A 25,333-nucleotide genomic window follows, 5' to 3' on the forward strand; every position below is an offset into this window, starting at 1 on the left:
TGTCCGTAAAGCGGGGAACAATGTAGATAAAAAAGCGTCGCAATGGGTAGAAACCAAATTGCGACGCTTTATTTTGTACAACAATAAATTATGCTTTTACAGTTTTATCTTTCTTTTCAAATGCTTCTCTTGTGAAAATGCCAAAAGGCTTTCCAATCGGTAAGAAATTGAAGCCGAAATGCTTGTTTAATACATTAGCCCCTGCACCGTAAAGTGATAAAAGCGCAATAATTAATTCAGAATAAGCGGCTAATAAATGCATACCGTGCTCCATTATCCCAAATGAGCTTAATGCTAAACCAATAAATAGTAAATCAATCATTACAAAGATAGAAAATAAAACTTTATTTGTTTCAGCTGCACCAATCGTCATAAATAGGGTAAAGATTAAATACCCTAGATACACAAAGCCAAGCTGACGTGTATCAACAGATGCTTGCAATGCTTCACCGAACACACCGGCTTGAACGAACCAGCTCATACCTACACCCATCCAAAATAAACCATATGCGCCAAATGCTGTCGCACCAAATGTATTATTATGCTTTGAATCTAATACTGACGCGTAAAATTGTGCAATCCCACCTAAGAAAATTGCCCAGGGAATGACTAAACCTAAACCTTCAGTCCATCCCAATTTTTGAGTTGAAGCCACAAATGTCACAATAGCTAAACCGAATAACCCGATTGCAGATGGGTCAGCGGTTGAGATTTTTATTTCTTTTGTTGTATCCATAACGTATTCTCCTATTCTATGTTGTCATTTTTCTATTATATTAAAATAATATCTAAATGCTATGTGTGAGTATAATTTTGAACGAACTCTGTAATAATCGAAAAGATATAATGTAAATTCAACAAATAGAAAGGGAGAATTCTCTGCAAATGTTTAATATTAATGAAGACATGGAACTTACATAAATAGAGTCTTTAATTAATATTTCTATTTTGCTGCGATATTGATGGTTGTGCTTCGCATGAACAGGGCATTATATGTATAATTATTGATGGAGGTGATAGTAAATGTTAAAAAGAATTATCCAAGTAGCATTTTTATTTATCGGTGGAGCATTAGGTCTCATTTTCTTACCGCCATTATACGAATTTATGAATTTATCATCCAATCCGTGGCTTAATAATCCATACTTTAGTGTTGCGATAGGTGCTGCTTTATTATTTGTTCTATCGTTTGCGTTATCCGATTACTTTGTAAAATTAATTACATGGTTAGAAGAAGTATTATTTAAATTGCCTGCAGCAGATTTGTTGTTTGGGACGCTTGGCTTAATTGTAGGGCTAAGTGTAGCAACATTAGTTGGTGTGGCAATTAATCAAATGAATATACCTGTAATTACTGCGGTTGTTCCAGCAATCTTATCGATTGTACTAGGATATTTAGGCTTTAGATTAGGCTTTAGTAAGCGTGACGAGCTTATGCAGATTTTTACAGGGAAATCCAACAAAAAGCGTATTAATGAGACATCTGGAAAAGAATTGCAGGAACAGGAGCAAGAGCAATATAAATTGCTTGATACGAGCGTTATTATTGATGGGCGTATAGCGGACATATCCGAGACAGGGTTTGTTGAAGGGATTTTAGTCGTGCCTCAGTTTGTACTAACAGAGCTTCAGCATATTGCAGATTCTTCTGATACGTTAAAACGTACGCGTGGTCGCAGAGGATTGGATATTCTAAAGCGTCTTCAGGATGAACGGTCATCCAAAGTCCTTATTACTGAAGTAGATTTTGAAGATGTGGCTGAAGTAGATTTAAAGTTGGTCCGTTTAGCTAAAAATATGAGTGCACAAATTTTAACGAATGATTTTAACTTAAATAAAGTTTGCGAATTGCACCGTGTAAAAGTATTGAATATTAATGATTTGGCAAATGCGGTCAAGCCTGTCGTTATTCCTGGTGAAGATATGCAAGTAGTTGTGATTAAAGATGGTAAAGAACACAATCAAGGGGTAGCATATTTAGATGATGGTACGATGATTGTTGTAGAAGGCGGTCGTAGCTATATCGGGCAGGCGATTAGAGTAACGGTAACAAGTGTATTACAAACATCAGCCGGGCGAATGATTTTCGCGAAGCCAAAAGAAGATTAGGAAGTGAAGTATTTTGCGGTATGAAGTCGTTTTGCCGGCAGCAGGTAGTGGGAAGCGTATGGGCGCTGGGCAAAATAAACTATTTTTAAACTTAGCGGATAAACCCATCTTAGTGCATACTCTTCTTGTTTTTGAACAAGATGCAAACTGCACAGGAATTTGGCTAGCAGTAAAGGATGAGGAACGATTATTTATACAATCGCTCATCGAAAATTATAATATTACAAAAGTAAAAGGGCTACCTACAGGGGGAGAAGAACGGCAACATTCAGTGCATTCATGTATTAAAGAAATGAAGGCAGTAGAGGTTGTTCTTGTTCATGATGCAGCAAGGCCTTTTATTACGATTCCAAAAATTACAGAACTTGCAAAGGTTGCATACGAAAAAGGAGCAGCCATTGCAGGCGTTCGTGCAAAAGATACGATGAAAATTGTGCAGAATGGACTCATTAAAGAAACAATTGACCGTGAGTCTTTATGGATGGTTCAAACACCGCAAGCATTCCGGTATGATTTATTGGCTGAAGCAGAAGATGTAGCTGAAAAGGTTGGTTTTTTAGGAACGGATGAAGCGATGCTAGTAGAACGATTAGGGCATGATATTCACATCGTAGAATGCAGCTACGAAAATGTAAAAATGACGACTCAGGAAGACTTGATTTTTGGAGAAGCTATTTTAGAAAAACATAACTTTAGAAAGAGCCTTGAAAAGTAAAAGGTTTTCAAGGCTTTTTTTGTAGAAGTTGATTATACTATGGGTAATGAGATTAGCAGAAAGAAGGTGAAAGCTAGTTTACTTTGTAAGCTAGCATTATTATGTTTCGAATAGGACAAGGTTTTGACGTTCATGAGTTTGCAGAAGGACGTCCATTAATTTTAGGTGGGATTACAATTCCCCATGAGCGCGGCTTGCTAGGGCATTCAGATGCTGATGTACTTTTGCATACCGTGACAGATGCAGCATTAGGGGCAATTGGTGAAGGAGATATAGGTCGACACTTCCCGGATACAGATCCAGAGTGGAAAGATGCCGATTCAGCGAAGTTACTTGAATACATTTGGAAAAAGGTTGAAGAACGGGGCTACAAATTAGGCAATGTAGATTGCACGATTATGGCTCAGCGTCCAAAAATGGCGCCATATATTGCGCAAATGCAAAACCGTATCGCAGAATTATTAAATGCAGAGCCTTCACAAGTAAATGTAAAAGCAACAACGACCGAAAAATTGGGATTTGTTGGTCGTGAAGAAGGTATTGCCGCAATGGCAACAATTCTTTTAGTGAAAGCTTAAGGCAAAATTAGGTGTGAAAATCAACATATGTTGCTTTAACTTAGTAACTGACAGTGGTAGAATGGACAAGGTTTAAAAAGACACTTATTGTGAAAGTATAGTGCAATATAATGTTCTTTCTTACACATATAAAAAAATGTATACTTTTTATATTAAAAATGGTCGAGCGTATTAACGCTAAAATTAGGAGGCAATATTATGACGAAAACAGTTCGAGTTCGTTATGCACCATCGCCAACAGGATTTTTACATATCGGTGGCGCACGTACAGCTTTATTTAACTATTTATATGCAAAACATCATAACGGAACTTTTGTAGTACGTATTGAAGATACAGATATCGAGCGTAATGTAGAGGGTGGAGAAGCTTCTCAACTTGATAACTTACGTTGGTTAGGTATTGTACCAGATGAGTCAGTGGATATTGGGGGGCCGTATGCACCGTATCGCCAAATGGAGCGCCTGGATATTTATAAAGAGCATGCAGAAAAGATGTTGGAATCAGGTCAAGCATATAAATGTTTCTGTACATCAGAAGAGCTAGAAGCAGAGCGTGACGCTCAAAAAGCGAAGGGTATTGCTGCTCCAATGTACGGAGGGAAATGCCGTCACTTAACATCAGAAGAAGTTGCTGCAAAAGAAGCAGCGGGCGAGCAATATACAATCCGTATGCGTGTACCAGCAGATGTGACATATAACTTCAATGATTTAGTTCGTGGTGAAGTATCGTTTGAATCAAAGGATGTTGGTGACTGGGTGCTTGTGAAAGCAAATGGAATTCCAACATACAACTATGCTGTTGTATTAGATGATCACTTTATGGAAATTACGCATGTATTCCGAGGAGAAGAGCATTTATCGAATACACCAAAACAAATGATGATCTTTGATGCCTTCGGATGGGAATATCCACAATATGGCCATATGACATTAATCGTAAATGAAGAGCGCAAAAAATTATCAAAGCGTGATGAATCAATTATTCAATTCGTTACGCAATATAAAGAGCTTGGTTATTTACCGGAAGCAATGTTTAATTTCTTTGCCTTACTAGGCTGGTCTCCGGAAGGGGAAGAGGAAATCTTTTCTCATGATGAACTTGTTAAGCTTTTTGATGAAAAACGTTTATCAAAATCACCATCAATGTTTGATAAAACAAAACTTACATGGATGAACAACCAATATATTAAAAAAATGTCTCGTGAAGAAGTTGTTGCACTAGCATTGCCACACTTACAAAAAGCAGGCTTACTACCAGAAGAGTTATCAGAAGAGCAGCATGTATGGGCTTCTGATTTAATCGCACTTTACCATGAGCAAATGAGCTTCGGGGCTGAAATCGTAGAATTATCGAGCCTATTTTTCACAGAAGAAATTGCATATGATGAAGAAGCAAACGAGGTATTAGCAGGTGAGACAGTGCCAGCTGTTATGGCTGCATTTAAAACTCAGTTAGAAACTTTAGAATCCTTTGATGCAGACTCAATTAAAGCGGCTATTAAAGCCGTGCAAAAAGAAACAGGGGTAAAAGGTAAAAACCTATTCATGCCGATTCGAGTTGTGACGACTGGTCAAACACATGGACCGGAATTACCGAACGCCATTTCCTTAATCGGCAAGGAAAAAACAATCGCCCGTGTCGGGAAGTTTGCTGAATAGTTATCTAAGAGTAATATTAATGATTGATTTTTCAGAAAATAAATGTAAAATGAATGTAAATTGTATATAAAGTTAGCACGTTGAGAAGGAGAAGTACGCGGCGCATACCTTATTAGAGAGGATCATCACCGGCTGAAAGTGATCTAGGTCTAGGCAAAGCTGAAATGCACCTTCGAGTATTTAACTGAAATTATAGTAAGTTAAGTCGATTTGTCCCCGTTAAAGGACTTTCAAGCGGAAAAAGTATTCGTATTTTTTCAACCAGAGTGGAACCGCGCGTATAGCGTCTCTGTCACCTTTAACTAGGTGATGGAGACGCTTTTTTGTAGAAATAAAAAGTGAATATTTAATTAAAAAAGAATGTATATAAAAAGGAGCGGCAAAATGAGTATTCAAATCTTCAATTCGTTAACGAGACAAAAAGAGCCCTTTATTCCATTAGAGGATGGCAAAGTGAAAATGTATGTATGTGGTCCTACAGTATACAATTACATTCATATCGGAAATTCACGTCCAGTCATCGTATATGATACGGTACGACGCTATTTCCAGTATGCCGGCTATGAAGTGAAATTCGTATCGAATTTTACCGATGTTGATGACAAAATTATTAAAGCTGCCAATGAGCTGGGAGAAGAAACATCGGCGTTAACAGACCGCTTCATTGCTGCATATTTTGAAGACATTACTGCATTGGGTTGCCAAAAAGCGGATGCCCATCCACGTGTAACAGAGCATATGCACGATATTATTGAATTTATTAAAGTGCTAATTGATAAGGGTTATGCATATGAATCTCAAGGCGATGTTTATTATCGTACACGTAAATTCGATGGCTATGGAAAGTTAAGCCACCAATCGATCGATGATTTAAAAGTAGGCGCTCGCATTGAAGCAGGTGAAAAGAAAGAAGACCCGTTAGATTTTGCCTTATGGAAAGCAGCCAAAGTAGGGGAAATTAAATGGGACTCTCCGTGGGGAGAAGGACGCCCAGGTTGGCATATTGAATGCTCTGTTATGGCACGTGAGCATTTAGGTGATACAATCGATATTCACGCAGGAGGTCAGGATTTAACATTCCCTCACCACGAAAATGAAATTGCGCAATCAGAAGCGCATAACGATAAAACATTTGCACGTTATTGGATGCATAATGGCTATATTAATATTGATAATGAAAAAATGTCAAAATCCCTCGGTAACTTTATATTAGTGCATGATATTCGTCAGCAAATCGATCCGCAAGTACTGCGTTTCTTTATGTTGTCTGTTCATTATCGTCACCCAATCAACTTCGCGCAAGATTTAGTGGAAGCGGCGAAAAACGGATTGGATCGTATTCGTACCTCTTATGCAAATGCTGAGCACCGTTTGGCATTATCGGCAAGCTTAGGGGATGACAGCGAACAATGGCTTGAGAAAGTTAATCAAGTGAAAGTTGATTTTGAAAATGCAATGAATGATGACTTCAACACAGCAAATGCGATTTCGGCATTGTTTGAACTATCACATATTGCCAATGTTTATTTAAAAGAAACTAATACTGATAAAGCTGTGTTGCAAGCGATATTAAATATGTTTGATGCAATTGGAGAAGTATTGGGAATTAAAGTGAAAATTGAAGCTGGTTTATTGGACGAAGAGATAGAGGCATTGATTGAAGAGCGTAACCAAGCTCGTAAAAACAGAGATTTTGCACGGTCAGATGAAATTCGTGACCAATTGTTAAGTATGGATATTGTGCTGGAAGATACTCGTCAAGGAACACGCTGGAAACGAGGACAATAGATGCAAAACTTAACACCGCATGATGTCATACAGTTAAATGCACTGGCGCTCGCCTATATGGGGGACGCCGTGCTTGAACAAAGAATTCGAGAATATTTAATTTTATCTGGTCGCGCAAAGCCAAATACATTGCATAAAGAAGCGACAAAATATGTTTCGGCCAAATCTCAGTCAAACATCGTACATCGCATGATTGACGAAAACTATTTGACAGATGAAGAACAAGCCGTTTTCCGTAGAGGGCGCAATGCCAAATCAGGCTCTGTCCCTAAAAATACAGATGTTCGCACATATCGAAATAGTTCGGGCTTTGAGGCTGTTTTAGGCTATTTATTTTTAAGCAAAGAACATGACCGGGCAAATGAAATTATAGATTACGCAATAGAAATCGTAGAACATTCAAAAGGAGAGTAACTATGGCAGAAAAAAGACAGCAAGGTCGTAAGCCGCGCGATGCTAAAGGTCGCGACAAAAAGGCGGATACCTTTAAAGCTCACGATAAAAAACAGCAGGAAAAACCTCAGGCTGCCCAAGAGGAAGTAACCGGAGAAATGATTGCCGGGAAAAATCCGGTATTAGAAGCGCTACGTGCAGGTCGTGAAATCAACAAATTATGGATCGCTGAAGGTGTTAAGAAAACAGGTGTACAGGAATTAATGGACTTAGCGAAAGAGCAAGGTGTGTTAGTTCAATTTGTACCAAAGCAAAAAGTAGATAAACTAGCAGAAAACCATCAGGGAATTGTTGCATCTGTTGCAGCATATGACTACGCAGAGCTAGATGACTTATTTGAAGTGGCAAAAGTAAAAAATGAAGATCCGTTTTTCCTTATTTTAGATGAGCTAGAGGACCCTCATAACTTAGGTTCAATTATGCGAACGGCAGATGCAATCGGTGTACATGGTATCATTATACCGAAGCGTCGTGCGGTAGGTTTAACGGCAGTTGTTGCAAAAGCTTCAACGGGCGCTATCGAGCATGTACCAGTTGTGCGTGTAACGAATTTAGCCCAAACAGTGGACGAGTTAAAAGACCGTGGCGTTTGGATAGCGGGAACAGATGCTAAAGGTTCGGCCGATTATCGTAAAATGGATGCAACATTACCGCTTGCATTAATTATTGGTAGTGAAGGTAAAGGAATGAGCCGTCTTTTAAAAGATAAATGTGATTTCTTATATCACTTACCAATGGTTGGTCATGTTACATCATTGAACGCTTCCGTAGCAGCAGCACTGCTTATGTATGAAGTGTACCGTAAACGACAAGAAGCTAACGGATGAGGTTATGCAAAACATTTTGCTAGTAGACGGCTATAACATGATAGGTGCATGGAGTGAGCTGCGTCCATTACGCGAACCCCACTTTGAAGATGCGCGCGATCGCTTGATTGAAAGAATGGCTGAATATAAAGCGCATACAGGGTGGCGTGTGATTGTTGTGTTTGATGCACACCTTGTACCGGGCACAGAGCAACTCTATATTCAGCATGCTGTGGAAGTAATCTACACGCGTAAAAACGAAACAGCAGATGAGCGTATTGAAAAGTTATCGACCGAGTTGAAAGGGCGCAAAATTCAAATCCATGTGGCAACTTCCGATATGACAGAGCAAAATGTCGTATTCGGTCACGGTGCTTTAAGGAAGTCCGCACGTGAGCTTGAAATTGAGATGCAAATTATTCAGTCGAAAATTTCCTCTAAAGTAAAAGAATCGACTGACGAAAAGCCGGCCTCAAGAATTAAATTATCGAAAGAAGTAGAACTACAATTTGAAAAATGGAGACGAGGGATTAAGTAATAGTTTGCCCGCAATTTCCAATTAAGTTATACTATTCCTAATAATTCTAGCGTAGCTGAGGTGATTTTCGTTGCTTAAAAGTGAGAAGTTACAAATGGTACTGCATTTAGAACGTTTGACAGATGAAGGGCTTGTAGAGCAGGTGCATCTAGGCAATACAGATGCGTTAGATTTTTTGATTTCGAAATACCGGCTTTTCGTTAAAGCAAAAGCACGGTCATATTTTTTGGTGGGTGCCGATAAAGAAGATATTATCCAAGAGGGTATGATTGGCTTATATAAGGCCATCCGAGATTTTAGAGAGGATAAGCTTGCTTCGTTCCGTGCATTTGCCGAGTTGTGCATAACAAGGCAAATTATTACAGCGATTAAAACGGCTACACGCCAAAAGCATATCCCTTTAAATTCTTATGTGTCCTTAGATAAGCCGATTTATGATGAAGAATCAGAGCGGACATTAATGGATATAATTACGAGTCCACTTTCTGATGATCCAGAGTATTTGATGATTAACCGTGAGGACTATGTTTATCTAGAACAAAAGATGGGCGAGGTATTAAGCGAGCTTGAGCAGCAAGTGTTGGCTCGTTATTTAGAGGGCCAATCCTATAATGAAATTTCTGAAGAATTAAACCGCCATGTTAAATCTATAGATAATGCCCTGCAACGGGTAAAGCGTAAATTAGAGCGGCATCTTGAACTAAAAGAAATAACTTAAACACTGACAGCCTTTATTGACAGTGGGAAATTTAGGTGTTAGTCTTTAAAGGACAAACTGCCGAAAAGGTGATATAAATGGCAAAGAAAGTCGTTTTAAGCTGTGAAAAATGTGGTTCAAGAAACTACAGCGTTCCTAAAAAAGATGGAGCGACTGAGCGCTTAGAATTAAAGAAATTTTGCTCGCATTGCAACGAGCATACAACGCATAAACAAACGTTATAAATAAAAAATAGATTAATTCGTTGTTCGGGGGTTAGCCAAAATGAGTAAGGTAACAAACTTTTTTCAAGAAGTCGGCTCGGAAATGCGTAAAACAAGTTGGCCAAAAAGCAAAGAGTTAACGAAATATACGGTAGTAGTAATTTCAACAGTTATCGTTATGGCGTTATTCTTTACGGTTACAGATTTAGGAATCTCAGAATTATTCCGTTGGTTCTTGTCTCTATAAGCTATATCATGTTAATATTTCGAAATAGCCCGTCAATTTCAAATAACGGGTTTTTTCATTTGTTAAAAAATGTTTTATAGTTAATAAATAGATTATTGAAGTTTTGTGATCGGGGAAATATATACCCTAACACATTAAAGTAAAGGAGGGACGGACGATTTAGTCCTACCTATATGGAGAAAAATTGGTATGTAGTTCATACGTATTCTGGTTATGAAAACCGAGTGAAAGCTAATCTTGAAAAACGTGTAGAAACTATGGGTATGCAAGATAAGATTTTCCGAGTAATCGTAGCTGAGCATGAGGAAATCGATGTAAAAGAAGACGGTAAGAAAAAAGCGGTAATGCGTAAAATCTTCCCTGGTTATGTTCTAGTAGAGTTGATTATGACAGACGACGCTTGGTATGTAGTCCGTAACACACCAGGGGTAACTGGTTTCATCGGTTCTTCAGGCGGCGGGGTTAAGCCAACGCCATTATTACCGGAAGAAGCAGAACGTTTACTTGCACAAATGGGCATGAACGAGTCTCAATTAGGTGAAGTTGAAATTTCTGTTGGTGAAGTTGTTGAAGTTCTTGAAGGGCCATTTGCACATTTCCAAGGTCGCGTAGAAGAAGTAGATGTAGATAAAGCGAAACTAAAAGTTTTAGTAGATATGTTTGGTCGCGAAACAGTGATGGAACTAGATTTCAACCAAGTGCAAAAAATATAGAATTATTTAGACTTGATTAAGCAATTTAAAAGTGTTATCATTTCATAGGTCAGACTGTCATTCTATTTGATGTTTGATTTAATTAGTTTTAATGTTATCGGCTTAGCTGACGAACAGATATTGAGTGGGAGGGGCAACCCTATTACCACATCACGGACTTAAGGAGGTGTGTCTCGTGGCTAAAAAAGTTATTAAAGTTGTAAAACTTCAAATCCCTGCTGGTAAAGCAAACCCAGCGCCACCGGTTGGTCCTGCATTAGGTCAAGCAGGTGTTAATATCATGGGATTCTGTAAAGAATTTAACGCTCGTACTGCTGATCAAGCTGGTCTTATTATTCCAGTTGAAATTTCAGTATTCGAAGATCGTTCATTTACTTTCATTACGAAAACTCCACCTGCAGCAGTGTTACTTAAAGTAGCAGCTGGTATCCAATCAGGATCTGGTGAACCAAACCGTAAGAAAGTTGCAACGGTTAAACGTGATAAAGTTCGCGAAATCGCTGAACAAAAAATGCCAGACCTTAACGCTGCTTCAGTTGAAGCTGCTATGTTAATGGTTGAAGGTACTGCACGAAGCATGGGCATTACGATCGAAGACTAATCCCATCTTCAACACTTGATGATGTTTTTGTTTTTTGGAAGGTTGCTGCACTCGGATACTAGTTTGATGAGTGCGCAACCTTTATTCGTGGGAGGTCCAAATCCGTTACAACCACAATCAAGGAGGAAATTATAATGGCTAAAAAAGGTAAAAAACTGCAAGAAGCAGCTAAATTAATCGACCGCGCAACTTTATACTCTGTTGAAGAAGCAGTAGCATTAGCGCAAAAAACAAGCTCAGTAAACTTTGATGCAACTGTAGAAGTAGCATTCAAATTAGGTATCGACACTCGTAAGAATGACCAACAAATCCGTGGTGCGGTAGTATTACCACACGGTACTGGTAAAACTCAACGCGTTTTAGTTTTCGCTAAAGGCGAAAAAATTAAAGAAGCAGAAGCTGCTGGTGCTGATTATGTAGGCGATGCAGAATACATCCAAAAAATCCAACAAGGTTGGTTTGATTTCGATGTAATCGTTGCAACTCCTGACATGATGGGTGAAGTTGGTAAATTAGGTCGTGTATTAGGTCCTAAAGGTTTAATGCCAAACCCTAAAACAGGTACAGTTACATTTGACGTAACAAAAGCTATCGAAGAAATCAAAGCTGGTAAAGTAGAATACCGTGCTGAAAAGTCTGGTATCATCCACGCACCAATTGGTAAAGTTTCTTTCGATACAAACAAATTAGTAGAAAACTTCTTAGCTGTTTTTGAAGTAGTTCAAAAAGCTAAGCCAGCTGCAGCAAAAGGTACTTACATGAAGTCTGTAAATGTTACAACTACAATGGGTCCTGCTGTAAAAGTTGACGCTGCTAACGTAACTATTAAGTAATTATCCGATTTTTAAAAATCGTAAAATAAAATTTGTTGACAACACATCTCTTACTTGATAAGATGAATGCTGTTGTGAATCATCCATTTGTACCGTAGACAGTAGGGGTGCCAATATTGCACTTAATGAGCCTACCGAGGACATCGGAGTTCGGATTCTTTTTAAGATGATGTACTTTCAGCCTCTATGTCTATTTTGATGTAGAGGCTTTTCTTTGTCGGTATAAATGACTCATTCTAATAGGAGGTGTCATCATGAGCAAAGCAATCGAAACAAAAAAAGTTCAAGTTCAAGAAATCGCTGATAAATTCTCAGCTGCTGCTTCTATCGTAGTAGTAGATTACCGTGGTTTAACTGTAGCGCAAGTAACAGAATTACGTAAGCAATTACGTGAAGCTGGTGTTGAGTTCAAAGTATATAAAAATACTTTATCTCGTCGTGCTGCTGAAACTGCTGGTTTAGAAGGAATCAATGAATTCTTAACTGGTCCAAATGCTATCGCATTCTCTAACGAGGACGTAGTAGCTCCTGCTAAAATTATTAACGAATTCGCTAAGAAAAACGAAGCGTTAGAAATTAAAGCTGGTATCATCGAAGGTACTGTGGCATCAGTTGAAGACGTTAAAGCTCTTGCAGAACTTCCATCTCGCGAAGGTCTATTATCAATGCTTTTATCTGTACTTCAAGCTCCAGTGCGCAACTTCGCACTTGCAACAAAAGCTGTTGCAGAACAAAAAGAAGAGCAAGGCGCTTAATATTAGCCTCTTAACTTCAACAATCAGGCAAATTGCCTAAACTAATAAACATTCCATAGGAGGAAATTAAAATGAACAAAGAGCAAATCTTAGAAGCTATCAAAGCTATGACAGTTCTAGAATTAAACGACTTAGTAAAAGCAATCGAAGAAGAATTCGGTGTAACAGCTGCTGCTCCAGTAGCAGTAGTTGCTGGCGGTGCTGCTGCAGCTGAAGAAAAAACTGAGTTTGACGTAGTATTAACATCTGCTGGTCAAGAAAAAATTAAAGTAATCAAAGTGGTTCGTGAAATCACTGGATTAGGTTTAAAAGAAGCTAAAGAGGTTGTTGACAACGCTCCTAAAGCTCTTAAAGAAGGCGTTTCTAAAGATGACGCTGAAGCTATCAAAGCTAAACTTGAAGAAGTTGGCGCTTCAGTAGAAGTTAAATAATTTTAGTTTAACTTTATTTAATAGCTATGCCTATTGCTTAGCTTAATAAGGAAAGCTCGTCACAATTTTGCGGCGGGCTTTTCTTTATTTAACTTTTAGTGGATGAGAATGTATAATTTTTAAAAGAAATCCACATAAAGAAAAAAGACAGCATTTCGCATGTTGGTGCAAATGTGTTTTTCTAAGGAGGCATATCGATGTCTGAACATTATTATTCAAATAAGCCTCAATCTGAAAGTAAACCACGCCAATGGAAATTTACTTTATTAGGTAATACGTTTACGTTCGAAACGGATACGGGTGTATTCAGTAAAAGCGAAGTAGATTTTGGTTCCCGTGTGCTTATCGATGCTTTTGAAATGCCTGAAGTTGAAGGTGTTTTACTTGATGTAGGCTGTGGCTATGGACCAATCGGATTGTCGATTGCAAAAAACAACCCTGACCGTGAAGTGTTCATGATGGATATTAACTCACGTGCAGTTAGTTTGTCTCAAAAAAACGCCCAACTTAACGGGGTTCAAAATGTACGTATTTTTGAAAGTGATGGATTGGATGCTGTAGATACTAAATCAAAAGTAGCGGCAGTATTAACGAATCCACCAATCCGTGCAGGAAAAGAAACGGTTTTTAAGTTTTACGACCGCGCATATGAGCTGCTTGTGGAAAATGGTGAACTATGGATTGTTATTCAGAAGAAGCAAGGTGCTCCATCGACAATGAGTCATTTAGAAGAAATGTTTTCAGAAGTAGATGTTGTTGAGAAGAAAAAAGGATATTGGATCATTCGTGCAAAAAAATAAGTAAGATCTATATCAAATATTGACTTGACAAATTGAGTGTGATAACATAATAAAATGCAAAATTATTATTTTGAGGTAGTATGCCCTTTTGCATTATTTATTCAAATTTACGGGTATACTTGCTAAGAATAAGTTAAGTTTAACCGAAAATGAGGTTTTAAAAAAGTCTCGTTTTCTTTTTGTCTTTCGAAATCATACACCATTTGTATGTTTTTGCAAAGACCTATTATCGCTTTATTGAGGGGTGAATGAGTTGACAGGTCAACTAGTTCAGTACGGACAACACCGCCAGCGTAGAAGCTTTGCGCGTATTAGTGAGGTGCTGGAACTTCCGAATTTAATCGAAATCCAAACAGCATCTTATGAGTGGTTCCTTGAAGAAGGGTTGCGCGAGATGTTCCACGACATTTCTCCAATCGAGGATTTTACAGGTAATCTTTCATTAGAATTCGTTGATTATACTTTAGGTGAACCTAAGTATGAAGTGGACGAATGTAAAGAACGTGACGTTACTTATGCTGCGCCACTGCGTGTGAAAGTGCGTTTGCACAACAAAGAAACAAACGAAGTTAAAGAGCAAGATGTCTTTATGGGTGATTTCCCGTTAATGACAGAAACAGGCACATTTATCATTAATGGTGCTGAGCGTGTTATCGTGTCTCAGTTAGTTCGTTCTCCAAGTGTATACTTCCACGAAAAAACGGATAAAAACGGTAAAAAAGGCTTTGGTGCTACAGTTATTCCTAACCGTGGTGCATGGCTAGAATACGAAACAGATGCAAAAGACGTTGTCTATGTACGTATCGATCGTACACGTAAGTTACCGGTAACGGTACTTTTACGTGCATTAGGTTTCGGCTCGGACCAAGAAATTTTAGATATCATTGGTGACAATGAGTATTTACGTAACACGTTAGAAAAGGATAACACAGAAGGTACTGAAAAGGCTCTTCTTGAAATCTATGAACGTTTACGTCCAGGTGAACCACCGACAGTTGAATCTGCGAAGAATCTATTATATTCTCGCTTCTTTGATGCAAAACGCTATGATTTAGCGAATGTTGGTCGTTACAAAATGAACAAAAAGCTTCACATCAAAAATCGTTTATTCAACCAAACGATTGCAGAAACATTAGTAGATCCTGATACAGGGGAAATTATTGTTGAAGCAGGTACATTATTAGACCGCCGTAATCTTGATAAGTTAATCCCTTATTTAGAAAGTGGTGTAGGATTCCGTACATTAAACCAAGTTGGTGGCGTATTGGAAGATGACATTACAATCCAGTCGGTTAAAATCTTTGCACCAAATGATGAAGCACAAAAAGAAATTAATGTTATTTCAAACGCTTATGTAGATGAAGAAGTGAAAAACATTACACCGGCCGATGTATTGGCTTCTGTATCGTACTTCTTCAATTTATTATATGACGTTGGTAACACAGATGATATTGACCATTTAGGTAACCGTCGTTTACGTTCTGTTGGTGAGTTATTACAAAACCAATTCCGTATCGGTTTATCTCGTATGGAACGTGTTGTACGTGAGCGTATGTCAATTAATGATACAGCGGCAATCGTACCACAACAGTTAATCAATATTCGTCCGGTTATTGCATCAATTAAAGAGTTCTTTGGTAGCTCTCAATTATCTCAGTTCATGGACCAAACAAACCCGTTAGCAGAGTTGACGCACAAACGTCGTCTATCTGCATTAGGACCGGGTGGTTTAACACGTGAGCGTGCAGGTATGGAAGTGCGTGACGTTCACTACTCTCACTATGGGCGTATGTGTCCAATCGAAACGCCAGAGGGACCAAACATCGGTCTTATCAACTCTTTATCTTCATTCGCAAAAGTTAACAAATTTGGATTCATCGAGACACCTTACCGCCGTGTTGATCCGGAAACAGGTGCTGTTACGAAAGAAATCCATTATTTAACGGCTGATGAAGAAGATAACTATGTAGTTGCACAAGCAAACTCTATTTTAAATGATGATGGTACATTCGCTAACGAAGAGGTTGTAGGACGTTTCCGTGGCGATAACACAGTATTTACAAGAGACCGCATCGACTATATGGATGTATCACCAAAACAAGTAGTATCTGCTGCCACTGCATGTATTCCGTTCTTAGAAAACGACGACTCAAACCGTGCGTTAATGGGAGCGAACATGCAACGTCAAGCTGTTCCGTTATTATATCCAAATGCACCATTCGTTGGTACGGGTATGGAGCATGTTGACGCGCGTGATTCAGGTGCTGCTGTTGTAGCAAAATATGACGGTATTGTAGAACATGTAGAAGCACGTTCAATCCATGTACGTCGTATTGAGTTAGTAGATGGTAAAGAAGTTAAGGGTGACTTAACTAAATATAAATTACAAAAATTCATTCGTTCTAACCAAGGTACATCTTATAACCAACGCCCAATCGTAAAAGTTGGCGACCGTGTAAAACCTCGTGATATTTTAGCTGATGGTCCTTCAATGGAAAAAGGCGAATTAGCACTTGGTCAAAACGTACTTGTTGCGTTTATGACATGGGACGGCTTCAACTACGAGGATGCTGTAATTATGAGCGAACGCCTTGTAAAAGACGATGTATATACTTCTGTTCATATTGAAGAATATGAGTCGGAATCTCGTGATACTAAGCTTGGACCTGAAGAAATCACACGTGACATTCCAAACGTAGGGGAAGATGCACTTCGAAACCTAGATGATCGCGGAATTATCCGTATCGGTGCGGAAGTACGTGACGGTGATATTTTAGTAGGTAAAGTTACGCCTAAAGGGGTTACAGAGTTAACTGCGGAAGAGCGTTTATTACATGCTATCTTTGGTGAAAAGGCACGTGAAGTACGCGATACGTCTCTACGTGTACCACACGGGGCTGGCGGTATCATTTTAGATGTTAAAGTATTCAACCGTGAAGACGGTGACGAATTACCACCAGGTGTAAACCAATTAGTTCGTGCTTATATTGTTCAAAAACGTAAAATTCGCGTTGGTGACAAGATGGCCGGACGTCACGGTAACAAAGGTGTAATTTCACGTATTTTACCGGAAGAGGATATGCCGTTTATGCCAGACGGAACACCAGTAGATATCATGCTTAACCCACTAGGGGTACCTTCACGTATGAACATCGGACAAGTACTGGAGCTGCATTTAGGTATGGCTTCACGTTACTTAGGCATTCATATGGCTTCACCAGTATTTGATGGTGCCAACGAAGCTGATGTTTGGGAAACGATGGAAGAAGCTGGTATGAACCGTGATGGTAAAACAATTCTTTATGATGGACGTTCAGGTGAGCCATTCGATAACCGTGTTTCTGTTGGTGTCATGTATATGATTAAACTAGCGCACATGGTTGACGATAAACTTCACGCACGTTCAACTGGACCTTACTCATTAGTAACGCAACAGCCGCTTGGTGGTAAAGCACAATTCGGTGGTCAGCGCTTCGGTGAGATGGAGGTTTGGGCACTTGAAGCATACGGTGCTGCTTACACGTTACAAGAGATTTTAACTGTAAAATCAGATGACGTTGTAGGTCGTGTGAAAACATACGAAGCTATTGTAAAAGGTGAAAGTGTTCCAGAACCAGGTGTACCAGAATCATTCAAAGTATTAATTAAAGAACTTCAATCATTAGGTATGGATGTGAAGATGCTTACAATCAATGACGAGGAAGTAGAATTACGCGACCTTGACGATGAGGAAGAAGTAGCTCCACCAGCTTCAGAAGCTGGACGCCCATCTGATGATAAAGAAGAAGACCCAGTAGAATCATTTGAATAACTTCAATTGAATCGGGCAGGTATATGCCCTGCCCGATTTTTCTTATGTTTTAGATGCAAGTTTCATTATGGCCTAATATGAAATTTTGTAAGTGTAGAGCTACATTAAAAGTCATTTACGACTTATAACTAAAGGGAGGTAGGCTCCTTGATCGATGTTAATGAATTTGAATATATGAAAATTGGTTTAGCTTCACCTGACAAGATCCGTTCTTGGTCATATGGAGAGGTTAAAAAACCAGAAACAATTAACTACCGTACATTAAAACCAGAAAAAGATGGTCTATTCTGCGAACGTATTTTTGGACCAACAAAAGACTGGGAATGTCACTGTGGTAAATATAAGCGTGTACGATACAAAGGTGTCGTTTGTGACCGTTGTGGAGTAGAAGTTACACGTGCAAAAGTTCGTCGTGAGCGTCAAGGTCACATTGAGCTGGCTGCACCAGTATCACATATTTGGTACTTCAAAGGTATTCCAAGCCGAATGGGTCTTATTTTAGATATGTCTCCACGTGCATTGGAAGAAGTAATTTACTTCGCTTCTTATGTAGTAATCGAGACAGGTCAAACGTCTCTAGGATACAAAGACTTACTTTCCGAAAAAGAATATCGCGCATACCGTGAAAAGTATGGTAACGAGTTCGAAGCGGCAATGGGTGCTGAAGCTATTAAACGTCTTTTAGAGAAAATTGATTTAGAAGATGAAACACAAGTTTTAAAAGAAGAGCTAAAATCTGCACAAGGCCAACGCCGTACACGTGCGATTAAACGTCTTGAAGTAGTAGAGTCATTCCGTAACTCTGGCAATAAACCGGAGTGGATGATTTTAGATGTACTACCAGTAATTCCACCAGAGCTTCGTCCAATGGTGCAATTAGATGGTGGTCGTTTTGCCACTTCTGACTTAAATGATCTTTACCGTCGTGTTATTAACCGTAACAACCGTTTAAAACGTTTACTTGACCTTGGTGCACCAAGCATTATCGTTCAAAACGAAAAACGTATGTTACAAGAAGCGGTTGACGCATTAATCGATAATGGTCGTCGTGGTCGTCCAGTAACAGGTCCTGGTAACCGTCCTTTAAAATCACTTTCACACATGCTGAAAGGTAAACAAGGTCGTTTCCGTCAAAACTTACTTGGTAAACGTGTAGACTATTCTGGTCGTTCGGTTATCGTAGTAGGTCCAAATCTAAAAATGTATCAATGTGGTCTTCCAAAAGAAATGGCAATTGAATTATTCAAGCCTTTCGTAATGAAAGAACTAGTTGAGCGTGGTTTAGCTCACAACATTAAATCAGCAAAACGTAAAATTGAGCGTTTACACAATGAAGTTTGGGACGTTTTAGAAGATGTTATCCGTGAGCATCCGGTATTACTTAACCGTGCACCGACGCTTCACCGTCTTGGTATCCAAGCATTCGAACCAACATTAGTAGAAGGTCGTGCAATCCGTCTTCACCCATTAGTATGTACAGCTTACAACGCTGACTTCGATGGTGACCAAATGGCCGTGCACGTTCCACTATCAGCTGAAGCACAAGCAGAAGCTCGTTTACTTATGTTAGCAGCTCAAAACATCCTTAACCCGAAAGACGGGAAACCAGTAGTAACACCATCTCAAGATATGGTATTAGGTAACTATTACTTAACACTTGAGCGTGAAGGTGCTCGTGGTGAAGGCTCTGTATTTTATGATTCAAACGAAGTGTTAATTGCCTACCAAAATGGTCACGTACATTTACACTCTCGTATTGCGATTAAAGCGAGCTCATTAAATAACCCAACATTTACAGAAGAACAAAATAAAATGTTCTTATTAACTACTGTAGGTAAAGTAATCTTCAATGAAATTTTACCAAGCTCATTCCCTTATATTAATGAGCCGACATCAGTTAACTTAGAGCAAAAAACACCTGAGAAATACTTCGTAAACTTAACAATTGACGAAGAGTTACTGAAAGAGATCGAAGCAACAGAAGGCTATGCTGATTTATCTGAAGCAGAAAAAATCGAAGCACAACGCCGCGCTATTTTAGCGAAGCATTTCACAAATATGCCTGTAGTAGATCCATTCCGTAAAAAATTCTTAGGTAATGTCATTGCTGAAGTATTTAAAGAATTCCACATTACAGAAACTTCTAAGATGCTTGACCGCATGAAAAACTTAGGTTTCAAATATTCTACTCGTGCAGGTATTACTGTAGGTGTATCTGATATCGTTGTATTACCAGATAAAGGCGGTATTTTAGAGGAAGCACAAAGTAAAGTAGATAAAGTAATGATCCAATTCCGCCGTGGTTTAATCACAGAGGAAGAGCGTTATAACCGTGTTATTAACGTATGGACAGCTGCCAAAGATGAAATTCAAGGTAAGCTGATGAAATCTTTACAAAAAACAAACCCAATCTTCATGATGTCCGACTCTGGTGCCCGTGGTAACGCATCTAACTTTACTCAGTTAGCAGGTATGCGTGGTCTGATGGCCAACCCGGCTGGTCGAATTATCGAGTTACCAATCAAGTCTTCATTCCGCGAAGGTTTAACAGTATTGGAATACTTCATCTCTACACATGGTGCGCGTAAAGGTCTTGCCGATACAGCACTAAAAACTGCCGATTCAGGTTACTTAACTCGTCGTTTAGTAGACGTAGCACAAGATGTTATCGTTCGTGAAGACGACTGTGGTACTGATCGCGGCTTATTAATCGGTTCATTAATGGAAGGCAATGAAATGATTGAAGCGTTAGACGAACGTATTGTTGGTCGTTACGTGAAGAAAACAGTTCGCCATCCAGAAACAGGAGCGGTTATCGTAGAACGTGATGGTTTAGTAACACAAGATGTTGCTCGTGCAATTGAAGATGCAAATATCGAAGAAGTTACAATCCGTTCAGCATTCACATGTAATACAAAACATGGCGTATGTAAAAAATGTTACGGTATGAACTTAGCTACTGGTGAAGAGGTAGAAGTTGGTGAAGCGGTAGGTATTATCGCAGCTCAATCTATCGGTGAACCAGGTACACAGTTAACAATGCGTACATTCCATACAGGTGGGGTAGCAGGTAACGATATTACACAAGGTCTTCCACGTATCCAAGAGATTTTCGAAGCTCGTAATCCGAAAGGGCAAGCAGTGATTTCTGAAATTACTGGTACAGTTATCGAAATCGAAGAAATCCGTGAAGGTCTAAAAGAAATTACGATCCAAGGTGACGTGGAAACACGTAAATACCAAGCACCTTATAATGCACGCCTAAAGGTAGCTGAAGGCGATACAATTATTGCGGGTCAAACTTTATCAGAAGGTTCGATCGATCCTAAACAATTACTAAAAGTTAAAGACGTATCGACAGTTCAAGAATATCTATTAAAAGAAGTACAAAAAGTATACCGTATGCAAGGGGTAGAAATCGGTGACAAGCACATCGAGGTAATGGTTCGCCAAATGCTTCGTAAAGTGCGTGTAATTGAAGCAGGTGACACAGAGTTATTACCAGGTTCACTGCTTGATATTCACCAATTCTCTGAGGCGAATGTTGATGCCGTTCTTAACGGAAAAACACCAGCAACTTGCCGTCCAGTCATTTTAGGTATTACAAAAGCTTCTCTTGAAACAGAATCATTCTTATCTGCTGCATCATTCCAAGAAACAACTCGTGTGTTAACGGATGCTGCAATTAAAGGTAAACGTGATGAACTTCTAGGTCTGAAGGAAAACGTAATTATCGGTAAACTAGTTCCGGCTGGTACTGGTATGCAACGTTACCGTCAAATTCGCATGGATCAAGAAGGTTCTGCTGAAGTTGTAACAGCTGAATAACAGTCTATCAACAATAGAAATTCCGGTAGAGGTCATTCTCTGCCGGGGTTTTTCTAATAAATATGCCGGAATTAACAATAATCAATATTCTTTCATAAGAAATTGGTTGACAGTATAACTTTGGAATGATAATATATTGAAGGTTGATAGTTAACTGTCTGTACTTAGGAGGATATGTAAATGTCTTACGATCAAGTAAAACAGGCCAGTAAAACAATCATAGGTATAAAGCAAGCAGTGAAAGCAATGTATGCTGGACAAGTATCAGCTCTTTTTGTCGCAATCGATGCAGACAAGTGGGTTACCGATCCGGCCATTCTTCTCGCGAAAGAAATCGGTGTACCAGTTTATTATGTCGATTCTAGAAAAGAACTTGGTAAAGCTTGCGGCATTCATGTTGGAGCTGCAGTTGTTGCGATTACTGCGATGTAGTTTTTGTGTAAAATACACAAAGACTTTGTTTTTACCCAAAAAATGAACCACCTGGATGTGTGGTATTGAAACAAGGAAAAAATGAAGGGAGGACAAATCGATGCCTACAATTAACCAATTAGTACGTAAGCCTCGTCAATCTAAAAACACGAAATCAAAATCTCCAGCGTTAAACAAAGGATATAACTCATTTAAAAAATCTTTAACTGACGTTAAGTCTCCTCAAAAACGCGGAGTTTGTACTCGTGTTGGTACAATGACACCACGTAAACCGAACTCGGCTTTACGTAAATATGCTCGTGTACGCTTAACTAACCAACTTGAGGTTACTGCGTATATCCCAGGTGAAGGTCACAACTTACAAGAACACAGTGTAGTTCTTATCCGTGGCGGACGCGTAAAAGACTTAGCTGGAGTACGTTACCACATCGTTCGTGGTGCACTTGATACAGCTGGTGTTAACGGTCGTTTACAATCTCGTTCTAAATACGGTACTAAACGTCCAAAAGAAAAAAAATAATTTAAGTTTAAATAGACAACGATTTGAAAGGAGGAAAACACATGCCTCGTAAAGGTCCTGTTTCCAAACGTGACGTGTTACCAGATCCAATTTATAATTCAAAACTAGTAACTCGTTTAATCAACAAAATGATGATTGATGGTAAAAGAGGTACTTCTCAAAAGATTTTATACGGAGCTTTTGAATTAGTTCAAGAGCGTTCGGGTCAAAATGCTTTAGAAGTATTTGAAGCTGCTTTAAACAACGTAATGCCTGTACTTGAAGTACGTGCTCGTCGTGTTGGTGGTTCTAACTACCAAGTACCAGTAGAAGTTCGTCCAGAACGTCGTACAACTTTAGGTTTACGTTATTTAGTAAACTACGCTCGTCTTCGTGGAGAAAAAACGATGGAAGAGCGTTTAGCTAACGAAATCTTAGATGCATCTAACAACACAGGTGCTTCAGTTAAGAAACGTGAAGATATGCACAAAATGGCAGAAGCGAACAAAGCATTCGCTCACTACCGTTGGTAATTTGATCTATGCTCTAGCTTGCTAGAGCTTAGGTTTTTTACCCACTTATACAGCTAACCCAATATGGAAGGAGAAATTTCCTATGAAACGCGAATTCTCTCTAGAGAATACACGTAATATTGGGATCATGGCTCACATTGATGCTGGTAAAACAACAACAACTGAGCGTATCCTTTATTACACTGGTAAGATTCATAAAATCGGTGAAACTCATGACGGCGGATCTCAAATGGACTGGATGGAGCAAGAACAAGAGCGTGGTATCACGATCACTTCTGCTGCAACAACAGCTCAATGGAACGGTCACCGCATCAACATCATCGATACTCCTGGACACGTAGACTTCACTGTAGAAGTAGAACGTTCTTTACGTGTACTAGATGGTGCTGTAACAGTATTAGATGCTCAATCAGGTGTTGAGCCTCAAACTGAAACAGTATGGCGTCAAGCTACTACGTACGGGGTTCCTCGTATCGTATTCATCAACAAAATGGACAAAATGGGTGCAGACTTCTTATATTCTGTAGGAACTTTACACGATCGTTTACAAGCGAACGCTCACCCAATCCAATTACCAATCGGTGCTGAAGACGAGTTCTCAGCTATCATCGACTTAATCGAAATGAACGCTACGTTCTACGGTAACGAAGAGGGTACTGCAGTAACTGTTGGAGAGATTCCAGAATCTCATAAAGCACAAGCCGAAGAGTACCGTGAGAAGTTAATCGACGCTGTTGCAAGTGTTGATGAAGAGCTTATGGAAAAATACTTAGAAGGCGAAGAAATTTCTAATGAAGAATTAAAAGCGGCTATCCGTAAAGCTACAATCGCGGTAGAATTCTACCCTGTACTTTGTGGTACAGCATTCAAACACAAAGGTGTTCGTAAAATGTTAGATGCTGCTGTTGATTACTTACCAGCTCCAACTGATGTTCCTGCTATTAAAGGTACTGATGTTGACGGCGAAGAAGAAATCATCCGCCATTCTTCTGATGAAGAGCCATTCTCAGCTCTTGCATTCAAAGTAATGACAGACCCATTCGTAGGTAAGTTAACATTCTTCCGTGTGTACTCAGGTACATTGGATGCAGGTTCTTACGTACAAAACTCTTCTAAAGGTAAACGTGAACGTGTAGGACGTATCCTACAAATGCACGCTAACTCTCGTGAAGAGATTGGAAAAGTATTTGCTGGTGATATCGCTGCGGCTGTAGGTCTTAAAGATACTACAACAGGTGATACTCTATGTGACGAGAAAAATCTTGTTATCTTAGAATCAATGGATTTCCCAGAACCAGTTATCTCTCTTTCTGTAGAACCAAAATCTAAAGCTGACCAAGATAAAATGGGTCAAGCTTTACAAAAATTACAAGAAGAAGATCCAACTTTCCGTGCTCATACTGACACTGAAACAGGTCAAACAATCATCTCTGGTATGGGTGAGCTTCACCTTGATATCTTAGTTGACCGTATGAAACGTGAATTTAAAGTTGAAGCTAACGTGGGTGCTCCAATGGTATCTTACCGTGAGACATTCCGTAGCGAAGCTAAAGTTCAAGGTAAATTCTCTCGTCAATCTGGTGGTCGCGGTCAATACGGTGACGTAACGATCGAGTTCTCTCCAAATGAAGAGGGTAAAGGTTTCGAATTCGAAAACGCTATCGTTGGTGGTGTTGTACCTCGTGAATACATCCCTGCAGTAGAAGCGGGTCTACGTGACTCTCTTGACCGCGGTGTAGTTGCTGGTTACCCATTAATCGACATTAAAGCGAAATTAGTATTCGGTTCTTACCATGATGTTGACTCAAGTGAAATGGCGTTCAAAATTGCTGCATCTATGGCACTAAAAGAAGCAGCTAAAAAATGTAACCCAGTTATCCTTGAGCCAATGATGAAAGTAGAAGTTGTAATTCCAGAAGAGTACCTTGGTGATATTATGGGTAACATTACTGCTCGTCGCGGACGCGTTGAGGGTATGGAAGCTCGTGGTAACTCTCAAGTAGTACGTGCTATGGTACCACTATCTGAAATGTTCGGATATGCTACAACTTTACGTTCTGCAACTCAAGGTCGCGGTGTATTCTCAATGGTGTTCGATCACTATGAAGAAGTACCAAAATCAATTGCAGAAGAAATCGTTAAAAAAAATAAAGGTGAATAATTGAAATTTCACCTTGCATCAAGTATAAATAATTTGTAAGCTATGATTGACTGACTAGAGATGGGGCCCGTTGATAGTCAGCAATCTTAGAATAAATTTTAAAAAATAAAACATATCTCTGA

24 protein-coding genes and 2 other annotated features are annotated in these 25,333 nt (G+C 39.2%); of the genes, 23 read left to right on the forward strand and 1 reads right to left on the reverse strand.

Annotated elements, in window-relative coordinates:
* Positions 1-88 precede the first annotated feature (88 nt).
* Entirely contained in the window at positions 89-736 is a 648-nt protein-coding gene (locus tag H9635_RS14995; RefSeq protein WP_191701127.1) for an acetate uptake transporter, read from the reverse strand.
* Positions 737-1,023: 287 nt separating this feature from the next.
* Between H9635_RS14995 and H9635_RS15000 the strand changes: the two genes are divergently transcribed.
* The 23 genes from H9635_RS15000 (at position 1,024) to fusA (ending at position 25,211) form a co-directional block, all read left to right on the forward strand.
* A complete protein-coding gene (locus H9635_RS15000; RefSeq protein ID WP_191701128.1) occupies positions 1,024-2,109 on the forward strand; it encodes a PIN/TRAM domain-containing protein in 1,086 nt (361 codons plus the stop codon).
* A gap of 13 nt (positions 2,110-2,122) precedes the next feature.
* Positions 2,123-2,824, forward strand: a complete 702-nt coding sequence (gene ispD, locus H9635_RS15005) for a 2-C-methyl-D-erythritol 4-phosphate cytidylyltransferase (RefSeq protein ID WP_191701129.1) — start codon at positions 2,123-2,125, stop codon at positions 2,822-2,824.
* Between the two features lie 101 nt (positions 2,825-2,925).
* A complete protein-coding gene (ispF, locus tag H9635_RS15010) occupies positions 2,926-3,402 on the forward strand; it encodes a 2-C-methyl-D-erythritol 2,4-cyclodiphosphate synthase (RefSeq protein ID WP_191701130.1) in 477 nt (158 codons plus the stop codon).
* A gap of 198 nt (positions 3,403-3,600) precedes the next feature.
* A complete protein-coding gene (gene gltX / locus H9635_RS15015) occupies positions 3,601-5,061 on the forward strand; it encodes a glutamate--tRNA ligase (protein ID WP_191701131.1) in 1,461 nt (486 codons plus the stop codon).
* 71 nt (positions 5,062-5,132) lie between these two features.
* Positions 5,133-5,355: a binding site (T-box leader), on the forward strand.
* 90 nt (positions 5,356-5,445) lie between these two features.
* Positions 5,446-6,849, forward strand: coding sequence for a cysteine--tRNA ligase (gene cysS / locus H9635_RS15020; protein WP_191701132.1), 1,404 nt, complete (start codon positions 5,446-5,448; stop codon positions 6,847-6,849).
* A complete protein-coding gene (locus H9635_RS15025; RefSeq protein WP_191701133.1) occupies positions 6,850-7,263 on the forward strand; it encodes a Mini-ribonuclease 3 in 414 nt (137 codons plus the stop codon).
* Between the two features lie 2 nt (positions 7,264-7,265).
* Complete coding sequence (gene rlmB / locus H9635_RS15030; RefSeq protein WP_225231331.1) at positions 7,266-8,129, forward strand: 23S rRNA (guanosine(2251)-2'-O)-methyltransferase RlmB; 864 nt, start codon at positions 7,266-7,268, stop codon at positions 8,127-8,129.
* 4 nt (positions 8,130-8,133) lie between these two features.
* A complete protein-coding gene (locus H9635_RS15035; protein WP_191701134.1) occupies positions 8,134-8,646 on the forward strand; it encodes an NYN domain-containing protein in 513 nt (170 codons plus the stop codon).
* 94 nt (positions 8,647-8,740) lie between these two features.
* Positions 8,741-9,364: an RNA polymerase sporulation sigma factor SigH gene (sigH, locus tag H9635_RS15040; RefSeq protein ID WP_191701190.1), complete on the forward strand. Its 624-nt coding sequence runs from the start codon at positions 8,741-8,743 to the stop codon at positions 9,362-9,364.
* Between the two features lie 77 nt (positions 9,365-9,441).
* Complete coding sequence (gene rpmG, locus H9635_RS15045; RefSeq protein ID WP_191701135.1) at positions 9,442-9,588, forward strand: 50S ribosomal protein L33; 147 nt, start codon at positions 9,442-9,444, stop codon at positions 9,586-9,588.
* Positions 9,589-9,628: 40 nt separating this feature from the next.
* On the forward strand, positions 9,629-9,814 hold the full coding sequence (gene secE, locus H9635_RS15050) for a preprotein translocase subunit SecE (RefSeq protein WP_191701136.1): 186 nt from the start codon (positions 9,629-9,631) through the stop codon (positions 9,812-9,814).
* Positions 9,815-9,987: 173 nt separating this feature from the next.
* Complete coding sequence (gene nusG, locus H9635_RS15055) at positions 9,988-10,527, forward strand: transcription termination/antitermination protein NusG (RefSeq protein WP_191701137.1); 540 nt, start codon at positions 9,988-9,990, stop codon at positions 10,525-10,527.
* A 175-nt stretch (positions 10,528-10,702) separates the two neighbouring features.
* The gene (rplK, locus tag H9635_RS15060) at positions 10,703-11,128 is read left to right on the forward strand and encodes a 50S ribosomal protein L11 (protein WP_008406998.1); all 426 of its coding nucleotides are present in this window, start codon (positions 10,703-10,705) and stop codon (positions 11,126-11,128) included.
* A gap of 134 nt (positions 11,129-11,262) precedes the next feature.
* Positions 11,263-11,961, forward strand: coding sequence for a 50S ribosomal protein L1 (gene rplA, locus H9635_RS15065; protein WP_191701138.1), 699 nt, complete (start codon positions 11,263-11,265; stop codon positions 11,959-11,961).
* A gap of 74 nt (positions 11,962-12,035) precedes the next feature.
* Positions 12,036-12,183 (forward strand) — a sequence feature (ribosomal protein L10 leader region).
* A 32-nt stretch (positions 12,184-12,215) separates the two neighbouring features.
* A complete protein-coding gene (rplJ, locus tag H9635_RS15070) occupies positions 12,216-12,716 on the forward strand; it encodes a 50S ribosomal protein L10 (RefSeq protein ID WP_191701139.1) in 501 nt (166 codons plus the stop codon).
* 71 nt (positions 12,717-12,787) lie between these two features.
* Complete coding sequence (rplL, locus tag H9635_RS15075; protein ID WP_191701140.1) at positions 12,788-13,147, forward strand: 50S ribosomal protein L7/L12; 360 nt, start codon at positions 12,788-12,790, stop codon at positions 13,145-13,147.
* Between the two features lie 197 nt (positions 13,148-13,344).
* A complete protein-coding gene (locus H9635_RS15080; protein ID WP_191701141.1) occupies positions 13,345-13,947 on the forward strand; it encodes a class I SAM-dependent methyltransferase in 603 nt (200 codons plus the stop codon).
* Positions 13,948-14,200: 253 nt separating this feature from the next.
* Complete coding sequence (rpoB, locus tag H9635_RS15085) at positions 14,201-17,758, forward strand: DNA-directed RNA polymerase subunit beta (RefSeq protein ID WP_191701142.1); 3,558 nt, start codon at positions 14,201-14,203, stop codon at positions 17,756-17,758.
* 147 nt (positions 17,759-17,905) lie between these two features.
* Positions 17,906-21,586, forward strand: coding sequence for a DNA-directed RNA polymerase subunit beta' (rpoC, locus tag H9635_RS15090; protein ID WP_191701143.1), 3,681 nt, complete (start codon positions 17,906-17,908; stop codon positions 21,584-21,586).
* Between the two features lie 180 nt (positions 21,587-21,766).
* Positions 21,767-22,018: a ribosomal L7Ae/L30e/S12e/Gadd45 family protein gene (locus tag H9635_RS15095; RefSeq protein WP_191701144.1), complete on the forward strand. Its 252-nt coding sequence runs from the start codon at positions 21,767-21,769 to the stop codon at positions 22,016-22,018.
* Between the two features lie 100 nt (positions 22,019-22,118).
* A complete protein-coding gene (gene rpsL / locus H9635_RS15100) occupies positions 22,119-22,538 on the forward strand; it encodes a 30S ribosomal protein S12 (RefSeq protein WP_191701145.1) in 420 nt (139 codons plus the stop codon).
* A 41-nt stretch (positions 22,539-22,579) separates the two neighbouring features.
* Entirely contained in the window at positions 22,580-23,050 is a 471-nt protein-coding gene (gene rpsG, locus H9635_RS15105; RefSeq protein ID WP_191701146.1) for a 30S ribosomal protein S7, read from the forward strand.
* An 82-nt stretch (positions 23,051-23,132) separates the two neighbouring features.
* On the forward strand, positions 23,133-25,211 hold the full coding sequence (gene fusA / locus H9635_RS15110; RefSeq protein ID WP_191701147.1) for an elongation factor G: 2,079 nt from the start codon (positions 23,133-23,135) through the stop codon (positions 25,209-25,211).
* The last annotated feature ends 122 nt before the right edge of the window (positions 25,212-25,333 follow it).

Origin of the sequence: Solibacillus faecavium (assembly GCF_014836905.1) — a bacterium.
Lineage (GTDB): Bacteria > Bacillota > Bacilli > Bacillales_A > Planococcaceae > Solibacillus > Solibacillus faecavium.